This is a genomic window from Neptuniibacter marinus (assembly GCF_965223595.1).
Classification (GTDB): Bacteria; Pseudomonadota; Gammaproteobacteria; order Pseudomonadales; family Balneatricaceae; genus Neptuniibacter; species Neptuniibacter marinus.
The window spans coordinates 1,337,145-1,352,930 of sequence record NZ_OZ245004.1 but is presented as its reverse complement, the minus strand read 5'-3'; the positions used below and the strand labels follow the sequence as shown (position 1 = coordinate 1,352,930).

Sequence of the window (15,786 nt, the reverse complement as noted above, 5' to 3'; positions counted from 1 at the left end):
AAATGAGGTATCAACAATGAGTAACATCGGACACTTAATTAACGGCGAAATTGTTACCGATTCGACACGCTATCAAGATATATTTAACCCAGCAACGGGCACTATTTCAAAACAGGTTGCACTCGCATCAAAAGAAACAGTAGAGGAGGCTATCGCCGCAGCACAAGCAGCCTACCCTGAATGGCGTAATACTCCCGCCATCAAACGTGCTCGTATTATGTTCAAATTTAAAGAACTGCTTGAGGCAAATGCCGATCATATCTGCAAACTGATCGGTGAAGAACACGGAAAAATTAGTCATGATGCCGCCGGTGAGTTGCAACGAGGTATTGAAAATGTTGAATATGCATGCGGTATTCCTGAGCTTTTAAAAGGCGAATACAGCAAAAACGTTGGTCCCAGTATCGACTCTTGGAGCGAACTACAACCACTTGGCGTCGTCGCAGGTATTACACCCTTTAACTTCCCAGCCATGGTACCTATGTGGATGTTCCCACTGGCCATTGCCTGCGGCAACACCTTTGTTCTTAAACCCTCAGAACGCGACCCAAGCTCAACACTATATATAGCTCAACTTCTACAAGAAGCTGGGTTACCTGATGGTGTAATGAACGTTGTTAATGGTGACAAAGAAGCAGTTGATGTGCTCCTTAGTGACCAACGTATTAAAGCAGTCAGCTTTGTAGGATCAACCCCTATCGCGGAATATATCTACAGCACAGCTAATGCCAACGGTAAACGCTGCCAGGCACTCGGCGGCGCTAAAAATCACGCGATCATTATGCCCGATGCAGATATGGATAATGCAGTAAACCAGCTGTTAGGAGCAGCATTTGGCTCATCTGGGGAACGCTGCATGGCCCTATCTGTAGCCGTTGCAGTAGGAAATGAAGCAGGTGATGCACTCGTTGCTAAAATGAGTGAAGCGATGAAAGACCTAAAAGTCGGCGCATTTTCGGACAGCTCAAATGACTTTGGCCCCGTTATCACTCGCCAGCATCAACAAAAAGTATTTGGCTTTATTGATAGCGCGGAAAAAGATGGTGCAACAATTGTTGTCGATGGCCGCGCCCCTGAAATAGCCGGTTATGAAAATGGCTTCTTTGTCGGCGCAACACTGATCGACGGTGTAACCCAGACCATGCAAAGCTATCAGCAAGAGATCTTTGGACCAGTTTTACAAGTGGTTCGTGTTAATACAATGGAAGAAGCAATGCAGCTTATCGACGACCATGAATATGGTAATGGCACATGTATATTTACACGTGATGGAGAAGCAGCACGTTACTTCTCCGACCATATCCAAGTAGGTATGGTTGGTATTAACATCCCCCTCCCTGTACCCGTGGCTTATCACAGCTTTGGTGGCTGGAAACGCTCCCTGTTTGGTGATCTGCATGCCTACGGTCCAGACGGTGTGCGTTTTTACACTAAACGTAAAACGATCACGCAACGCTGGCCTTCAGCCGGTGTCCGAGAAGGCGCATCCTTCTCCATGCCAACGATGAAGTAAGCTCCTCGTCTATGCTTGATGGACATTCCCCCTCCCTATTGGGCGGGGGCTTTTTCCCCTTTATTAATGTTAATAGCGACCTATAATAGTGGCTTCAATTAGGAGATAAATTAACGCATGACAAGTAAACGCAGAGAAAAAGGTTCATCTATTGCCCGAGTACTGGAAATTATTGAAGCCGTATCTAAAGCAGAACGTCCTTTAAGCCCTGCGGATTTATCCTTACTTCTCGATATTCCAAAACCTAGCATCCACCGGTTACTGCAACAATTAGAGGCCGACGGTTATCTGCAAACCAATATGCGAGGTTTAATCGTACCTGCCGACCGCTTACATAATATTGCTCTTGGCGTTTTATACACCAGCCGTTTCAAAGCACTACGTAAAGCCATTCTAAAAAAACTAGCAGCTCAAGTCGGCGAAACCTGTGGTATCTCCATTCCTGATGGCATTGAGATGATCTATTACGATAGAGAACAAACTAACTGGCCACTGCAAGTACACCTTCCGATAGGTAGCCATACCCCTGTATCGTGCTCTGCCAGTGGTAAACTGTACCTTGGTTCTCTCCCCCCCGACCGCCGCCAGAGCATTATTAAAAACTTGCCCCTCGATCAACGAGCTAGAAACACTATTACCTCAGCAGAGGCATTAGAAGCAGCAGCCATCGAAAGTGCCGAACAAGATCTCGGTGTCGATAACGAAGAGTTAGTCGACGGAATGGTCGCGATCTCTGTCCCTATAAGGGATAAAACAGGAAAACTCTTTGCGTGCCTATTTATTCACGCTCCAATCATAAGAAAGAACTTGGAGGAACTTAAAGAGTTTGAACCTTTATTACGCTCCGCGGCTGAAGAACTAGGCCAACTGATCGGCACAGACTCAGACAATGATAAGTAACCCTCGATAAAACTTAATCACTACTGTTTGACGGTAGGCCCCTAACAGATTTGGAGATCTATATGCTTCTTTGCGATTGGCCGTTTTGTTATTAATCAACCAAAGATCAATATGTACACTGCTATTTATAAAAAATAGAACTTCACCTAACCCAAATAGCCAAAAAGCCCCGCATTCGCGAGGCTTTTTTGTATTTGGTAGGACTAAGCAGATTATTCCCCTTCGGGCTATCGTCGCAATTATATGGCTGATTCACCACCATATCACCATGCTTCAATCCGGCGGCAATCCATATTGGATACCTACAATCTCAGCACTATCTCTTCTATTTATACCTTGCAGAATTAAACGGATAACCAAGTCTCGGCTAAGTTATCAAGTTTCAGATGGTAAATATACGTACATCTAATATTCTCATACACAAATGACACTACAAAGTGACTTTTTTGTCGCTGAATTAATGACCTACTACTTTGTCTAAAAGCCACTATAAAACACGTTCACAAACTCTTTCATTTTCTCGGTAATGCGAGGAATGACTTTCTTACGCTGCATTAACGTTGGTTTCACTTCCATCAAGTCTACGATTTCTTCACGCAAAGGCTCTTGGTTACTGGCGATCATACGTTCGACTAATGCTTTAAATGAATCACTTACAAGATGTTCTTCTTCACAAACCGATTGCAGTTGAGCTTCTTTTTGGTCTTCCCAGTAATCATCAAAGGCTTCGAGTACTTGTTCTTCGGTTTCTAAGCCGTCCATATTCTTCTGTATGAAGTTGTCGATCAGCTCTTGTTTATTACGCAGTTCTGGAGTGCCGCCTAACAAGTCCATGATAGATTTATACTGGTACTCATAATCTTTTTCGGTATCGGCACCATTAAGTCGCGCAATTAAGTTCAATATGTATTTCACATTGATTTCATCGCGGGCAATCAACTCTAGTTCGAAATCGACTTCTTCCAGTATCGATGCTTTCTGGCTTTGGGTATCGGTTTTAACCTTATCGTACAGGTCTAGGTATTTGCTCTTGTAATCTTCAAACTCTTGCTCATCCATTTTTAGCTTGTCGAATTCAAAGTCGGCAAAGCTTTCTAGAATATTGCGCAGGCGGATAAGCTCGCGGAAGGCTTGCACAAACTCTAGCTCGGCGTCTTCGTCTTTTAGGTCATCTACGTCTTCAAAATCAGGGCATATAGCCTTCATCTCAAAGTAGGCTTTGTTGAAAAGTTTAACGAAGTCTTCAAACGGCGGCATGATCACCGTTTCTTTTGCATCCTTATTGCTGAACAAGGTCAGGGCGTCATCTGTAGCTTTTTTCAGGTTGCGAAAGCTGATGATATTACCTTGAGACTTTTGCTCATTCAGAATGCGGTTGGTGCGCGAATAGGCTTGTATTAAGCCGTGATGCTTTAGGTTTTTGTCTACATACAGGGTATTCAGGGGCTTGCTATCAAAGCCAGTTAAGAACATGTTCACCACCAGCAGGATATCGACCTTACGCTCACGTACTTTTTTAGAGATGTCGTTGTAGTAGTTGTAATAGGATTGACTGTCTTTGGTGGTATAAGCCGTGCCAAACATCTCATTATAATCACCGATATACGATTCAAGCTTGTCACGGCTATGGGTGAAAACCCGACTACCATAGGCGGCCTTGTCTTCAGCTATTTCATTTAGCTCTACGTCGTCTATGCCAGCTAAAAAGCCATTAGCTTCTGGGTCATCTTCGTTGGCACCATAAGAGAAGATGGTGGCGACTTTAAAGTCGTGTAAGCCTTGTTCTTTTTTACGCTTAAACAAATCGTAGTACTTGATTAGCATATCCACACTGCTCACACAGAACATACCGGTAAAATTAGGGTAATGGGTTTTGTGTTTATGGTGGGCAATGATGTAGTCAGTGATCTTTTCTAAGCGGCGCTCATCATCCATTAATTCTTTGGTATCGATACCTTCTACTTCGATATCCATTTCGTTTTTACTGTCGACTTTTTTATAGCGCCCAACATACTCCACTGAAAACTTGAGTACGTTTTCGTCTTTTATGGCATCTACAATGGTGTATTTGTGCAGGCACTTATCGAATAAATCTTTGGTGGTATATTTACGGCTGGCTTTGGTGTGGGCGTTAGCCACAAAGATAGGCGTGCCGGTAAAGCCAAACATTTGGTTGTTATTAAAAAACGACACAATGCTTTGGTGGGTATCCCCAAACTGGCTGCGGTGGCATTCGTCAAAGATAAATACAATGCGCTTGTCTTTTAAGCCTTCCATTTTTTGGCTATAGCGCTTTTTGCTGATGGCGTTATTGAGCTTTTGAATGGTGGTAACAATCAGCTTGCTATTGCGGGTATTTGTGTTGTGTTTGGATACATAAGTATCGGTAAACTGCTGTACCAGTACATTGGTTTTACCGGTGCTGTCGACACAGCCTTTTGAAAAGGCATTGAATTCTTTACTGGTTTGATAATCCAGGTCTTTGCGGTCGACTACAAACACCACCTTGTCAACTTCGGGTGTGGCCGTTAGCAGTTGGGCGGTTTTAAACGAGGTAAGCGTTTTACCGGAGCCTGTGGTATGCCAGACGTATCCATTCCTGCCTTCGCCCACTTCCTTGATACTGCGTTGGCTGTGCTCATCGCTCGCATCATTTAGTGCATCTAAACTCAGCTCGCTCTGAGCTTGCCGCCTTGTCTCAAGATCGTGGCCTGTGGCAGTTTTTTTTGCTTTAGGCGGGTTCTCAACTCGATCAATAATAGCCTCTGTGGCATATATTTGATACGGGCGCATGACCATTAAAATTTTGTCCGCTTCGTTTTGTACGATGTAGCGGTTAAACATTTTGTTTAGGTGTTTTTGATTAAAAAACTCGCGGGTAAAGTCGTCTAGCTTGGTATGGCGGTTATTTTCTTTATCAGCCCAAAAGAAGGTTTGTTTAAAGCTTTGTTTTTTATTGTTGGCGTAGTATTTGGTATTGACGCCATTCGATATGACAAACATTTGAACATACTGAAACAAACCGTAGCTGGCCCAATAGCTGTGGCGTTGGTAACGCTGAATTTGGTTAAAGGCCTCTTTCATCTCTAAGCCACGGCGTTTTAGCTCTACCTGCACCAGCGGCAAACCATTTACCAAAATAGTCACGTCGTAACGGTTTTTAAAGCGGCCTTCTACGGTAACTTGCTGAGTAGCCTGCCACTGGTTAGCCCTATGATCTTCGTGTAAGAAGCGCACATAGCCTTCAGTGCCGTCGTCTTTATCGTATTGAAAACGATCCCTCAGAGTTTTAGCCTTTTCAAAGATACTGCCTTTGGCCAGATGATTTAAAATTTGCTTAAATTCAGTTTGGCTTAGCTGTACATCATTGAGCTTTTCAAGCTGGCATTTTAAATTAGCAAGCAGGCTAGCTTCGTCAGTCACACTGACTAACTCAAAGGACTGCTGCTGTAATTGTTTAAGCAGTTCACTTTCTAAAACGGCTTCGGGCTGAGTGGCCATGGTTCTCCTTAACGCTTAACTCTTTATGCTCTTTCATCTTTATTCTTAACGTCTAAACAGTGCGCAGTGGCCATGACCGCTCATTCTATTGGCTGTTAATGCACTTTCATAAATACCTATACAAACATCTGTTGTAGCAGGCCTTGTTTGTAGGTTTGGGTTTGCTCTATTTGTTGTTGGGCTAGATTGATTTTTTGGTCGATGGCTCCCAAGAAATCCGCGATTTTGTTTTGTTCGTCTATTTCAGGAAGATTCCATTTGAGCTTTAGGAACTCCTTCTTACTGAGCACCCTGTTTCGCCCCGCACCGCCAGGAGAGATCAAATCGAGTAAATACTTAAAGCGCTTCTCTTGAATAATGTGCTTAAAGTAGCGGTGTGTTGCTTCACCATCTTTAAATACATAAGTAGGGAATCTATGTGAAACCAACCCGCCTTCATCTTCTTTCTTAACAATTGCGATTGCTCCTTCCCAAGCGAAAGTTATATTAACAATCAAGTCGTTTTCTTTTACTGAGTATAATCTCTCCATGGCAATGTCATTAGGGTTGAAATCAGGCTTTTGGAACGTGCCTTTCATATGACTTCTAACACCAAGTGCCAAGTACTTTTCTTCGGGTTTGGGCACTTCACGAATTACTAGTTCTAGAACCTCTGACATGGGCCTAACTTTCCAATCCGGAAAGCCCTGCCCATTATCATCTTTAAAACGCAGTTGCTGGCTAAATAGCTGCTGCATGATGCCTTTTTTGTATTGCACCAATTGTTCGTGCTTTTGTTTTAGTAGGCTGATTTTTTTATCGACGGTGGCGACGAAGGAGGCGATTTTATCGTTTTCTTTTGAATCTTTTGGGTTCCAAAGTAGCAGGGATTTCATTTGTGTTGCATACAAGTGAATTACAGATGCACCTTGAGCATATCGTGCAATATCATGCTTTCGCTTATTATTTAAGTAGTATGCTAAAAAGAGTCCATTTACACTTGACCTTAAAACATTAAGGTCACCACTATATGCAACACCTTCTTTTTTAACACACGATGCTGTTGCAATATCCAATGCAGATTCGCCAGAAGCTGGAATAATTACATCGCCTTCTTTGCTCAAAACTAGGGATTTTTTATCAAGATTAGTTTTTGAACGAATCCTTTCAATTAATTCATCGTAATGAGTATAAAGTTCTCCATACCGAATGCATTCAAGCTTACCCTCTGGATCGGTATCAGCCTTAGATATGCCCTTCCCTTTCAAGAATGTGGCAACATCGCCAAGTCTTGATTTTTCCCAACCACCACTAAACTCAGGAAACCGTAACTGAGGCACTTTACTCTGTACTTTTTCTGCATCCGTCATAACCGCCTCCTAAGGTGCCTGAATGCCAAGCTGTTTGCAAAAATCCACCAGCTTTTTATCCACACCTTCAAGCTCAGCCTCAATCCCTTTAATGGTTTGAGCCACCGCCGCTAAATCCACTCGTTCCTCTTCTTCAAAGGTATCCACATAACGGGGAATATTCAGGTTATAGTCGTTATCTTCAATCGCACTTTCATCCCCGCTCAGGGCTGTGCCTTCTAATGGCTCACCATTCTCATCCAACTGAGATTTAATGGGTGCCACAAAGGCAAACCTGTCGATGTTTTTGCGCTGGCTGTAAGCCTCCATAATACGTGCTAAATCTTCATCACGCAGGAAGTTTTGATTAGTAGCTTTACCAAAGTGGGCGCTGGCATCAATAAACAAAACGTCTTTTGCGTTGCACCCTTGCTCAGGACTGTTGCGATTCTTTTTAAGCACCAGAATACAGGTAGGAATGGAGGTGCCAAAGAATACGTTGGCGGGTAAACCAATTACCGCATCTAAGGCATTGTGTTGTTCGATCAAGAATTTACGAATATGCCCTTCGGCTGCGCCGCGAAACAACACACCGTGTGGCAATACCACCGCCAGCGTGCCGTTATCATCTAACTGGTGGTACATGTGCTGCACAAAGGCAAAATCGGCTTTACTGGCTGGGGCCAGTTTGCCGTAGTCTTGAAAACGCTCGTCGGTTAAGTGGCCTGCATCGGCTGACCATTTTGCTGAAAACGGCGGGTTAGCGACTACGGCATCAAAGCGTTTATCAATGTGGTGTGGGGCTTCTAGGGTATCGTCTTGTTGAATATCAAAGCGGCTGTAATGCACGTCGTGCAGGATCATATTCATGCGCGCTAAGTTGTAGGTGCTGGGGTTGGACTCTTGGCCAAAGTACTGCAGTGTTTTGGTGAGCTGCTCGCCATTTGTGTGTGTGGATAGTTCGCGGGCCACACGCAATAACAAGGAGCCAGAACCACAGGTAGGGTCGTAAACGCTTTTAATGTCGTCACGGCCATGGGTGACGATTTGCGCTAGTAGTTTAGACACCATCTGAGGGGTGTAGAATTCACCGGCTTTTTTACCGGCACCACTGGCAAATTGGCCAATCAGGTATTCGTAGGCATCGCCTAATACGTCGATCTCGGTATCGCCTAAGGCAAAATCAATGGCGTTTAGATGGCTAAGCACTTTAGCAATCAGTTCGTTTTTGGCTTTTTCGGTTTTACCCAGTTTGTTAGAGCTTAGGTCTAGGTCATCGAACAAGCCGTTAAAATCATCTTCTGCTTCAGTGCCCATGGTGGACTGTTCGATATGGCGTAGAACAGCCCCTAGCTCTTCAATAATAAATTCACCTTGCTCGCCTTTTTGTGCAAGAACGCTAAACATCTCGCTAGGTTTAAGGAAGTAACCTAGGTGGTCTATAGTTTCTTCTTTTAAGGCTTCAAGAGTTTCTTGGCCATCTCCTGTGGTTTCGTCGATGTCGATAAATTTAATGCCATCTGCCGCCAGTAGGTTATCGGCGTATAGGTGAATTTTTTCGGACAGGAACTTATAGAAAATAAAGCCTAAGATGTAATCTCGAAAATCGTCGGCGCTCATGTTACCGCGTAGTGCATTGGCAATGTTCCAAAGCTGTTTTTCGAGATTCTTTTTGTGTTCGTTGGCCATGCTAACGTCGCCCTCTTAGACTTAATATTGGGAATATGAGGCGATGATAATGCTCAGTCCCTGTGCTTAAATTTTGTACTGTTTGTGCTTATATAATGTATCGTTTGTTAACTTTGATGATACTTAAATTAACAAGCGGTATTTATACCTATATTGCGGCGCAGAGGCAATGAAGCCCCCAGACTCTTAACTGATGTTAAGCGCCTTGAGTAGTTTTCATTAAAAGAAGCTGGGCAGGCTTTGGGCACAAGCTAAATGACCTTTACTGTAACTTGGTACGATTTTCCACGTTATTTATGGTAGACATACCGTTTCATCAATTTTGACATTTTTCTCATCAAAATTGTCAATTTAAAGATCAGATTGAAATTTCTTCTGTCAATTTTGGTACATAAAACATCAAAATTGATAGTTATCTTCCCTCTTAGACATGTGACAAGAGCCTTCTAATAGAGATATAAATATACATTATGTTTCCGTTTACCCGATAAACTCCCAACGATAAATAAAATATACAAAATTCTTCCGATTTATTGGAAAAATACGATTTTTATATATAATCTACATTATTCTACCGATTAGAGCGCTTCTTGTGATTTTTAAAACTCCCATTGATCTTGGCTTCCACCTTAAGGAACAACGAAAGTCACAAGACTTCCTTCAGGAAGATGTCGCTGCATATTGCCAAATTTCAGATAGAACTGTTCGCAATATCGAAAAAGGAACTCCCGGTACCAAGTCACGCTTTGTATTTAATCTGATAGAGGAATTGGGGGTAAAGCTCTTTATTAGTTTGAAAGGAGGCGAACTTCGCCAACGAATAAATAGCAACCAAGAGCTGGGAATCTTTATTAGAAGTATACGCAAGCAGCAAGGTATACGTCAGGAAGATCTGTCGTCGATTATCGGCTGCCAACACTCTATTGTAGGAAAGCTGGAACGGGGAATAGATTCTGTATCCATCGGAACGGTCTTTGCTGTAATGAGTGAGTTAGGGCTTGAACTAACCGACGGCAACAAATAGATAAGTAGGAAATACAGTGGAAACAGCACGGACTTTGAATGCATATATTAACATGAGCCAGGTTGGGTCTTTGCAGGACAACAATGGTACATGGAGCTTCCAGTATTCCAGCGAATGGCTTGAAGAAGGCTATCCTCTATCTCCTTCTTTACCCCTTGAAGCAGACCCAATCATCGATAAAAGCACCTTCCGTCACGTTCAGAATTTTTTTGATAATTTACTTCCCGAAGAAGCAGCTAGGAAACTAATGGCGACTGATGCTGGAGTAAATGTCTCAGACAGATTCGCATTACTTTCTTTCTATGGAGCTGAATCAGCTGGAGCCATCATATTGTTGCCAGAAGGGGTTACACCTGGTTTCACCGCTGAAACCCGCGAACTGGACTACTCAGCCTTATCTAAAAGAATCAGAAGCCTACCTCAACATTCGCTCAATAAAAAATCCCCAAAAAGGATGTCCTTAGCAGGTGCACAGCACAAACTACCCATTTGTTTTCAACCATCAGAGGGTAAAATCTTCGAGCCAGTGGGTAGCACCCCATCTACACATATATTAAAACCAGACCACAACGACACTGCTAATTATCCACACAGTGTCATAAACGAGTGGTTCATCATGACGTTAGCTGATAAAGCTGGATTAGACGTGCCGTATGTACACTATCTCCATGTGCCTGAGGCTATCTATATTATTAAACGCTTCGACCGGGAAATTTCTGAATCAGCTTACGACAGATCACACATCCTTGATGGATGCCAGCTTTTACAATTGGCTCCCGAGAGCAAATACGATCAGTGCACAATCGAGAATCTCATCAAATTAGCAAATATGTGTAACCAACCCGCATTAACACGGAGAGAGATTTTTAGCTGGCTGGTTTTCAATTTCATCACTGGTAATGCTGATGCTCACCTTAAAAACCTTAGCTTCTACACTGGTGCTGAAGGCTATGTACTGACACCTCATTACGATTTGTTAAATACAACCTGTTACGGAGAAACCAACACATCCTGGATGAATGCGAATATGGTAACTGAGTTAGCGGGTGCTAAGACATTTGGTGATGTTACTATGGATAATTTATTGAATGTCGCTTCGACCATGCGTATCGGTTCGCCCAAAAATATCCAGCGAGATATCCTGAAGATGGTAAACCAAATAAATGAAGGGACTCAGGAGATATACCGCACACTCGAAGAGAAAAACTCGGCCCAACCCGACTCTTTAAAACTATCCCTGGGTGAATTCCAACAATTACGCGCAATTATCTACGGTCCGATTGCTGAAGCATGCTCCCAACTAGAGACTGTAAAATCTGGGGATTAATAGATTTTACAGACTGAAATCACTATGGAGCTTAGCCCAGTGAGCCTTTAGACTCTCCTTGTGCTTTTCATGCATAGGCAACCCCTGAAGCAATTCGGGCCATGCCTTTGATCTTTTAATTGCAGTATTCAAGGATTCTCTAACAGCAACCCAAGGCACTCCGATTCTGTTCGACCATTCCTCAAAGTGCGTAAGTGAAAGTCGATACCAGTTTTTCTCTTTGGCCATATTCAACCCAATATCACTCTCACCTTGAATGTATGCTGCAGTAAAAACAATATCGTATGCGGGTGATAACTCAGGGTTAATATGATCAGGGTAAATCACAGAGAAGTTCTTCGTATGTGCGTCACCGTTACCCAACAAAATATTTGCCAGAAGACGAACAGCCAACTGTTGAACATCTCTAATGCTTGAATATTTATATAAGACTCTACCTATCATTTCATAGTTAGCCTTGTCATATTTTTCACTGGCATAGAGGCTAAAAATCTGAGCAAAGTCTTCCGTATGTACCCTACCTTTTTCTGTACGGTCGAACCGCTTAATGGCAAAAGCATGTGATTCATTTGGAAGAGCAATATCAGGAAGACCTTTCAACTCATCAAGCTCCACCAGCTTAATCTCTGGTATTTCAACACCGATTGCTTCAGCTAAACGCATAACAGTGTATTCATTTTCAGGAACGTTAGGGTGAACGGTTGATGGGGTTTTGATGATCCAATTATCCCCCTCAAAATTCGAATCGATGTTATAACGCCCATCCTTGTAGGCGGAGGAAAACTTTATCTGTACGCCCGCAAGCGAAAACTTACGAGACTGAGTTCCTAGATCTATTAATACGGGCTCGACTTGCTCACGACTGGTTAGTGCCCAAGAAGGAATATTGTCTGCTGTTAGTGGTTGAGCCTTGACCGCTCCCGGTAAATTTTCCCCTGCATAGGCCAATAGTGGGAATTCATTGTCTTCACTGACTTTTATTCCCTGAGCCATCCATTTTTTTAATGCCCCTTCAGGCAGCAAATTCGACAGCACCGGCGGTAAACGCAGTGTTCTCATTTGGGGATTTGACAGATATTGCTCATCATCGATCTGAACTAATGAGAAGGTAGGTTTTATAGCTTGATGCAGTTTTTGATACTCAGGAGAGAATACCAAAATATTTTTTGAGTTAGCGCAATTAACCAATACCCCAATCTGGATGTCATGGAGCATAAGACTTAAAGCAGTCACCTTCTCTTGACGTTTCTCACTCATCTGACAAATCCTTCATCAATGCATCTATTCCAGTTTCCGGCGATGAATCAGCTGATGACTTTTCATACTGAAGTTGTTGAAGCATAAATTGCTTATATTCTTTCAACTCCGACTCAGAAGCGTTGAGGATCATATCAACTAACAACATACGATCACGAGGCACCAATGCCATTTCCAGTTCTAATGCATCAGTGACCCTAAATAGCGTTGACAGCCGAACATCAGCGCCATTCTCTAACCGGTTATATTGCTGGGTTTTCATCCCGGTCAGAGCCTGCATAGCGTTTTGATGACCCACCTTAGCTTTACGGTGTTTAACGATCTCTTGACCGACCTGCTCTTGGAAGCGCATATCCATAATCAACTTATTAGTTCATTAATCATAAATATAAACCAATAAGTTAATTTTTCAACAAAATAAATCCATAAGTTGATACTAAAAACAGAAATAATGACTGCGGCATTAATGAAGTGGGTTTACTCCAACCCAAGATAAATCCTGCAAACATGGGTTGGAGCTAAAGCTATTCTACTGTGAATATGAAGGTGTTAAATTAACTGATTGAGCAGTTTCTTCAAACCAGCCATTAGGGAACCTGTGATCAAGTCCCCATCAAGAGATAATTCTCAGACAGACAACCTGAGGAATGTTCGATGGATCACCAGCTCACCTTTTCCAATAGTGAATACCGTAGCAAGCGCCGCCAAACTCGTAAGGAGATTTTTCTGGGGCGTATGGAATCGCTAATCCCTTGGCAGAGATTCGAGTCTGTGATCGAGCTCTATTATCCCAAGGCCGGTAACGGCCGCCGCCCTTATCCGCTAGCAACGATGTTACGTATTCACTGCATGCAGCAGTGGTACAGCATGAGCGATCCCGCTATGGAAGATGCACTCTACGAGATTGCATCTATGCGAATTTTTGCAGGTCTATCATTGGACGCCCTCATTCCAGATCATTCGACGATTCTTAAATTCCGCCATTTGTTGGAGCTGCATGGCTTGGCACGTAAGATCTTTAAGGAGTATCGTCGCAAGCTCCGATGTGGTCTCGCTGCGCTCGGCTCGAACTGCGCAGTTCTCATCTGCATAGTCCCGATAACAAAAAGCCTCGCATTCGCGAGGCTTTTTTAAATCTGGTAGGACTAAGCAGATTATTCCCCTTCGGGCTATCGTCGCAAGCTCCGATGTGGTCTCGCTTCGCTCGGCTCGAACTGCGCAGTTCTCATCTGCATAGTCCAAGGAGCAAAAAGCCCCGCATTCGCGAGGCTGTGATCTAGTGATCTTATTGGCATATATAAGCGGGATAATATGGGATTAAATGGTTTTTGGTGGGATTCCCATATTACGGGGGCTAGAAAGTAATATAACAATAAACTGCGCAGCGTTAGATGTTTTTCAATTTAGCGATTAGCTATTCACCAACTTAAGGAGTTAGCGCTTTATTTGTCATTCTGGACAAAAAAGCCGCTAACTATACAGTGGCAGTCCTTGCCTCTATTATACATCCTTCCCTATCCAAACAACTTTCCCTATAACTTCTAAATCATCCGCTTCATTTGGCTCTATTTGTTGCTCTCTATACTCTTTATTGTCGCTGAGTAGCAATATGCCTTTGTTCCAGAGCTTCTGAATACGCTTAACAATTAAGTGACCATCAGTACGTATGACATATATATGGCCGTCAATCAGCTCACGATTGCTGGTGTCGATCATTAGCGTGTTGTTATCGTTGATAGTTGGCTCCATGCTATCGCCTTTAGCGAAGACTAGCACTAAGTTCTCTGGCTTAAGATTTCTATATCTAAGCCATTTATGACGGAATGCCAGCTTACGTGTCGATTCTTCACCACCAGGGAAGGTGCCGACCCCCGCAGCCACCTCGACGTTATAGCCAGGAATTAAGGCAAACTCGCCCATCTCAACGCTGTAGTTTGCCCGCCCCTCTCTTACCTCGCCTGGCCTCATAGACCCTTCGCCTGTTGCAAGCCATTCAACGGAAAGCCCTGCCGCCTTAGCTATTTTCACAAGAGCTTTCACGGGCATCGCGCTCTCACCTTTGATGTAGCGATAAATCCCAGATTCGGGTATTCCAGTCAAATGTGAGAGGTTTTTTTTACCACCCACTTCTAAAGCGGACAGTTTAATCCTCTCACCAAGCTCGGATTCGTAACTTTTAACTGAGTTCAAAGTTTTATCTACCATATTTGTTTAAAATTTAACCCTTAAATATCAATTAGTTATAACAAAAAATAAACAAATCACTCATATTTGGAACTTTTAACTCCCAAATATGTTTTACAAAACTCCCAAATACGTATACTGTTAACCCATATCTGAGAGACAAACAGATTAAGTAAACTGGTTAACACGAGGCGTAAAAAAAATGAGCAATAAAAAAACTCACTTAAATCAAGATTGGCATCGCCAGGACATTCTAGCGGCCATCCGTAAGCGCGGCATTTCTGTCGCCGAGCTGGCCCGCCAAAGCGGTTATAGCAACCCCACCACTTTCTATAACGTATTTAAAGCCCCTTATCCAAAAGTCGAGCGGATAGTTGCTGCTTTCCTTGAAACTGAGCCCGAAAAAATTTGGCCTTCGCGCTATGCAAATCGTAGCACAAAAATTGGCGAATTTATTGGCACAAATAGTCGGGTTGCTTGAGGTCATGAGTATCTCCGTTAGCCGTATTTATAACCAGCTTAGCCAGCGGGCTTTGTTTGGTATAGGGGCAAAACCGCTTTTTGTTTGGATAAAGGAGCCAAGCCAATGACCCAGCGAAGACAGATTAATTGGAAGCGAGTTCAGCCACACAGCCTAAGACACGGCTCTGAATTGTGCGTTAGGCATGCGAGCGATCGGTTGAATCGAAGCGTTGAACAGGTTGCAGAGATTATGGCCGAGGCCAGCCACTTTACGCTTTATAAGTGGTTGGAATCAGGCCGAATGCCTGCCCTTAAAATTCGCGCCTTTGAGAATGCCTGTGGTGCTGACTACATGACGCAATATCTGGCGCATAGCGCCGGTTATCTATTAGTGAAAGTGCCGACTGGTCGCCAAGCGAAACATCGTGAGCTGAATGAGCTAAGTAAATTTGCCCATGAAGTGCTGGGGTTGCTGTTGGAATTTTATGACAGCCAAGAAGGGTTAGACGAAGCAGTGCAGGCTGTCACCCAGTTAATGGAAGAGCTCGCCTTTCAGCGCGGCAATATTGAGAAATTTAAGCAGCCTGAGTTGCTGTAGGGA

General features: G+C 43.3%; 12 protein-coding genes and 1 pseudogene. 7 read left to right on the top strand and 6 right to left on the bottom strand.

Going from position 1 to position 15,786, the window contains the following annotated elements:
• Window positions 1-16: 16 nt before the first annotated feature.
• On the top strand, window positions 17-1,513 hold the full coding sequence (locus ACOQOE_RS06300; RefSeq protein ID WP_420555228.1) for a CoA-acylating methylmalonate-semialdehyde dehydrogenase: 1,497 nt from the start codon (window positions 17-19) through the stop codon (window positions 1,511-1,513).
• A 117-nt stretch (window positions 1,514-1,630) separates the two neighbouring features.
• Window positions 1,631-2,413 (top strand): IclR family transcriptional regulator, encoded by a 783-nt coding sequence (locus tag ACOQOE_RS06295; RefSeq protein ID WP_420555227.1) that lies wholly within the window; start codon window positions 1,631-1,633, stop codon window positions 2,411-2,413.
• A 477-nt stretch (window positions 2,414-2,890) separates the two neighbouring features.
• Here ACOQOE_RS06295 and ACOQOE_RS06290 read toward each other — a convergent pair whose 3' ends face one another.
• The 3 genes from ACOQOE_RS06290 to ACOQOE_RS06280 form a co-directional block, all read right to left on the bottom strand.
• Window positions 2,891-5,914 (bottom strand): type I restriction endonuclease subunit R, encoded by a 3,024-nt coding sequence (locus ACOQOE_RS06290; RefSeq protein ID WP_420555226.1) that lies wholly within the window; start codon window positions 5,912-5,914, stop codon window positions 2,891-2,893.
• 116 nt (window positions 5,915-6,030) lie between these two features.
• Complete coding sequence (locus tag ACOQOE_RS06285; RefSeq protein ID WP_420555225.1) at window positions 6,031-7,263, bottom strand: restriction endonuclease subunit S; 1,233 nt, start codon at window positions 7,261-7,263, stop codon at window positions 6,031-6,033.
• 9 nt (window positions 7,264-7,272) lie between these two features.
• Window positions 7,273-8,931: a type I restriction-modification system subunit M gene (locus ACOQOE_RS06280; protein WP_420555224.1), complete on the bottom strand. Its 1,659-nt coding sequence runs from the start codon at window positions 8,929-8,931 to the stop codon at window positions 7,273-7,275.
• Between the two features lie 592 nt (window positions 8,932-9,523).
• Here ACOQOE_RS06280 and ACOQOE_RS06275 point away from each other — a divergent pair.
• Together ACOQOE_RS06275 and ACOQOE_RS06270 are read left to right on the top strand one after the other, a co-directional pair.
• Window positions 9,524-9,955, top strand: a complete 432-nt coding sequence (locus tag ACOQOE_RS06275; RefSeq protein WP_420555223.1) for a helix-turn-helix domain-containing protein — start codon at window positions 9,524-9,526, stop codon at window positions 9,953-9,955.
• A gap of 16 nt (window positions 9,956-9,971) precedes the next feature.
• Window positions 9,972-11,282 (top strand): HipA domain-containing protein, encoded by a 1,311-nt coding sequence (locus ACOQOE_RS06270; protein ID WP_420555222.1) that lies wholly within the window; start codon window positions 9,972-9,974, stop codon window positions 11,280-11,282.
• Window positions 11,283-11,288: 6 nt separating this feature from the next.
• Here ACOQOE_RS06270 and ACOQOE_RS06265 read toward each other — a convergent pair whose 3' ends face one another.
• Window positions 11,289-12,539, bottom strand: a complete 1,251-nt coding sequence (locus tag ACOQOE_RS06265; RefSeq protein WP_420555221.1) for a type II toxin-antitoxin system HipA family toxin — start codon at window positions 12,537-12,539, stop codon at window positions 11,289-11,291.
• Window positions 12,532-12,897, bottom strand: coding sequence for a helix-turn-helix domain-containing protein (locus ACOQOE_RS06260; RefSeq protein ID WP_420555220.1), 366 nt, complete (start codon window positions 12,895-12,897; stop codon window positions 12,532-12,534). The genes ACOQOE_RS06265 and ACOQOE_RS06260 overlap by 8 nt, the downstream gene beginning before the upstream one ends.
• A gap of 296 nt (window positions 12,898-13,193) precedes the next feature.
• Here ACOQOE_RS06260 and ACOQOE_RS06255 point away from each other — a divergent pair.
• A pseudogene (locus ACOQOE_RS06255) lies at window positions 13,194-13,580 on the top strand (transposase); the annotation flags it as partial.
• 459 nt (window positions 13,581-14,039) lie between these two features.
• Here the strand turns inward: ACOQOE_RS06255 and ACOQOE_RS06250 are convergent.
• Window positions 14,040-14,729, bottom strand: a complete 690-nt coding sequence (locus tag ACOQOE_RS06250; RefSeq protein ID WP_420555219.1) for a LexA family transcriptional regulator — start codon at window positions 14,727-14,729, stop codon at window positions 14,040-14,042.
• A gap of 196 nt (window positions 14,730-14,925) precedes the next feature.
• On the opposite strand from ACOQOE_RS06250, the gene ACOQOE_RS06245 reads away from it, so the two are divergent.
• Complete coding sequence (locus ACOQOE_RS06245; protein ID WP_420555218.1) at window positions 14,926-15,204, top strand: helix-turn-helix domain-containing protein; 279 nt, start codon at window positions 14,926-14,928, stop codon at window positions 15,202-15,204.
• Window positions 15,205-15,309: 105 nt separating this feature from the next.
• The gene (locus tag ACOQOE_RS06240; RefSeq protein WP_420555217.1) at window positions 15,310-15,783 is read left to right on the top strand and encodes a hypothetical protein; all 474 of its coding nucleotides are present in this window, start codon (window positions 15,310-15,312) and stop codon (window positions 15,781-15,783) included.
• Window positions 15,784-15,786 lie beyond the last annotated feature (3 nt).

What these genes read in the sequence shown, in the direction of transcription:
- ACOQOE_RS06245 (WP_420555218.1), top strand. Translation starts at nt 14,926, where the DNA reads ATGAGCAATAAAAAAACTCACTTAAATCAAGATTGGCATCGCCAGGAC.
- ACOQOE_RS06295 (WP_420555227.1), top strand. Translation starts at nt 1,631, where the DNA reads ATGACAAGTAAACGCAGAGAAAAAGGTTCATCTATTGCCCGAGTACTG.
- ACOQOE_RS06285 (WP_420555225.1), bottom strand. Translation starts at nt 7,263, where the DNA reads ATGACGGATGCAGAAAAAGTACAGAGTAAAGTGCCTCAGTTACGGTTT.
- ACOQOE_RS06240 (WP_420555217.1), top strand. Translation starts at nt 15,310, where the DNA reads ATGACCCAGCGAAGACAGATTAATTGGAAGCGAGTTCAGCCACACAGC.
- ACOQOE_RS06290 (WP_420555226.1), bottom strand. Translation starts at nt 5,914, where the DNA reads ATGGCCACTCAGCCCGAAGCCGTTTTAGAAAGTGAACTGCTTAAACAA.
- ACOQOE_RS06300 (WP_420555228.1), top strand. Translation starts at nt 17, where the DNA reads ATGAGTAACATCGGACACTTAATTAACGGCGAAATTGTTACCGATTCG.
- ACOQOE_RS06280 (WP_420555224.1), bottom strand. Translation starts at nt 8,931, where the DNA reads ATGGCCAACGAACACAAAAAGAATCTCGAAAAACAGCTTTGGAACATT.
- ACOQOE_RS06260 (WP_420555220.1), bottom strand. Translation starts at nt 12,897, where the DNA reads ATGGATATGCGCTTCCAAGAGCAGGTCGGTCAAGAGATCGTTAAACAC.
- ACOQOE_RS06265 (WP_420555221.1), bottom strand. Translation starts at nt 12,539, where the DNA reads ATGAGTGAGAAACGTCAAGAGAAGGTGACTGCTTTAAGTCTTATGCTC.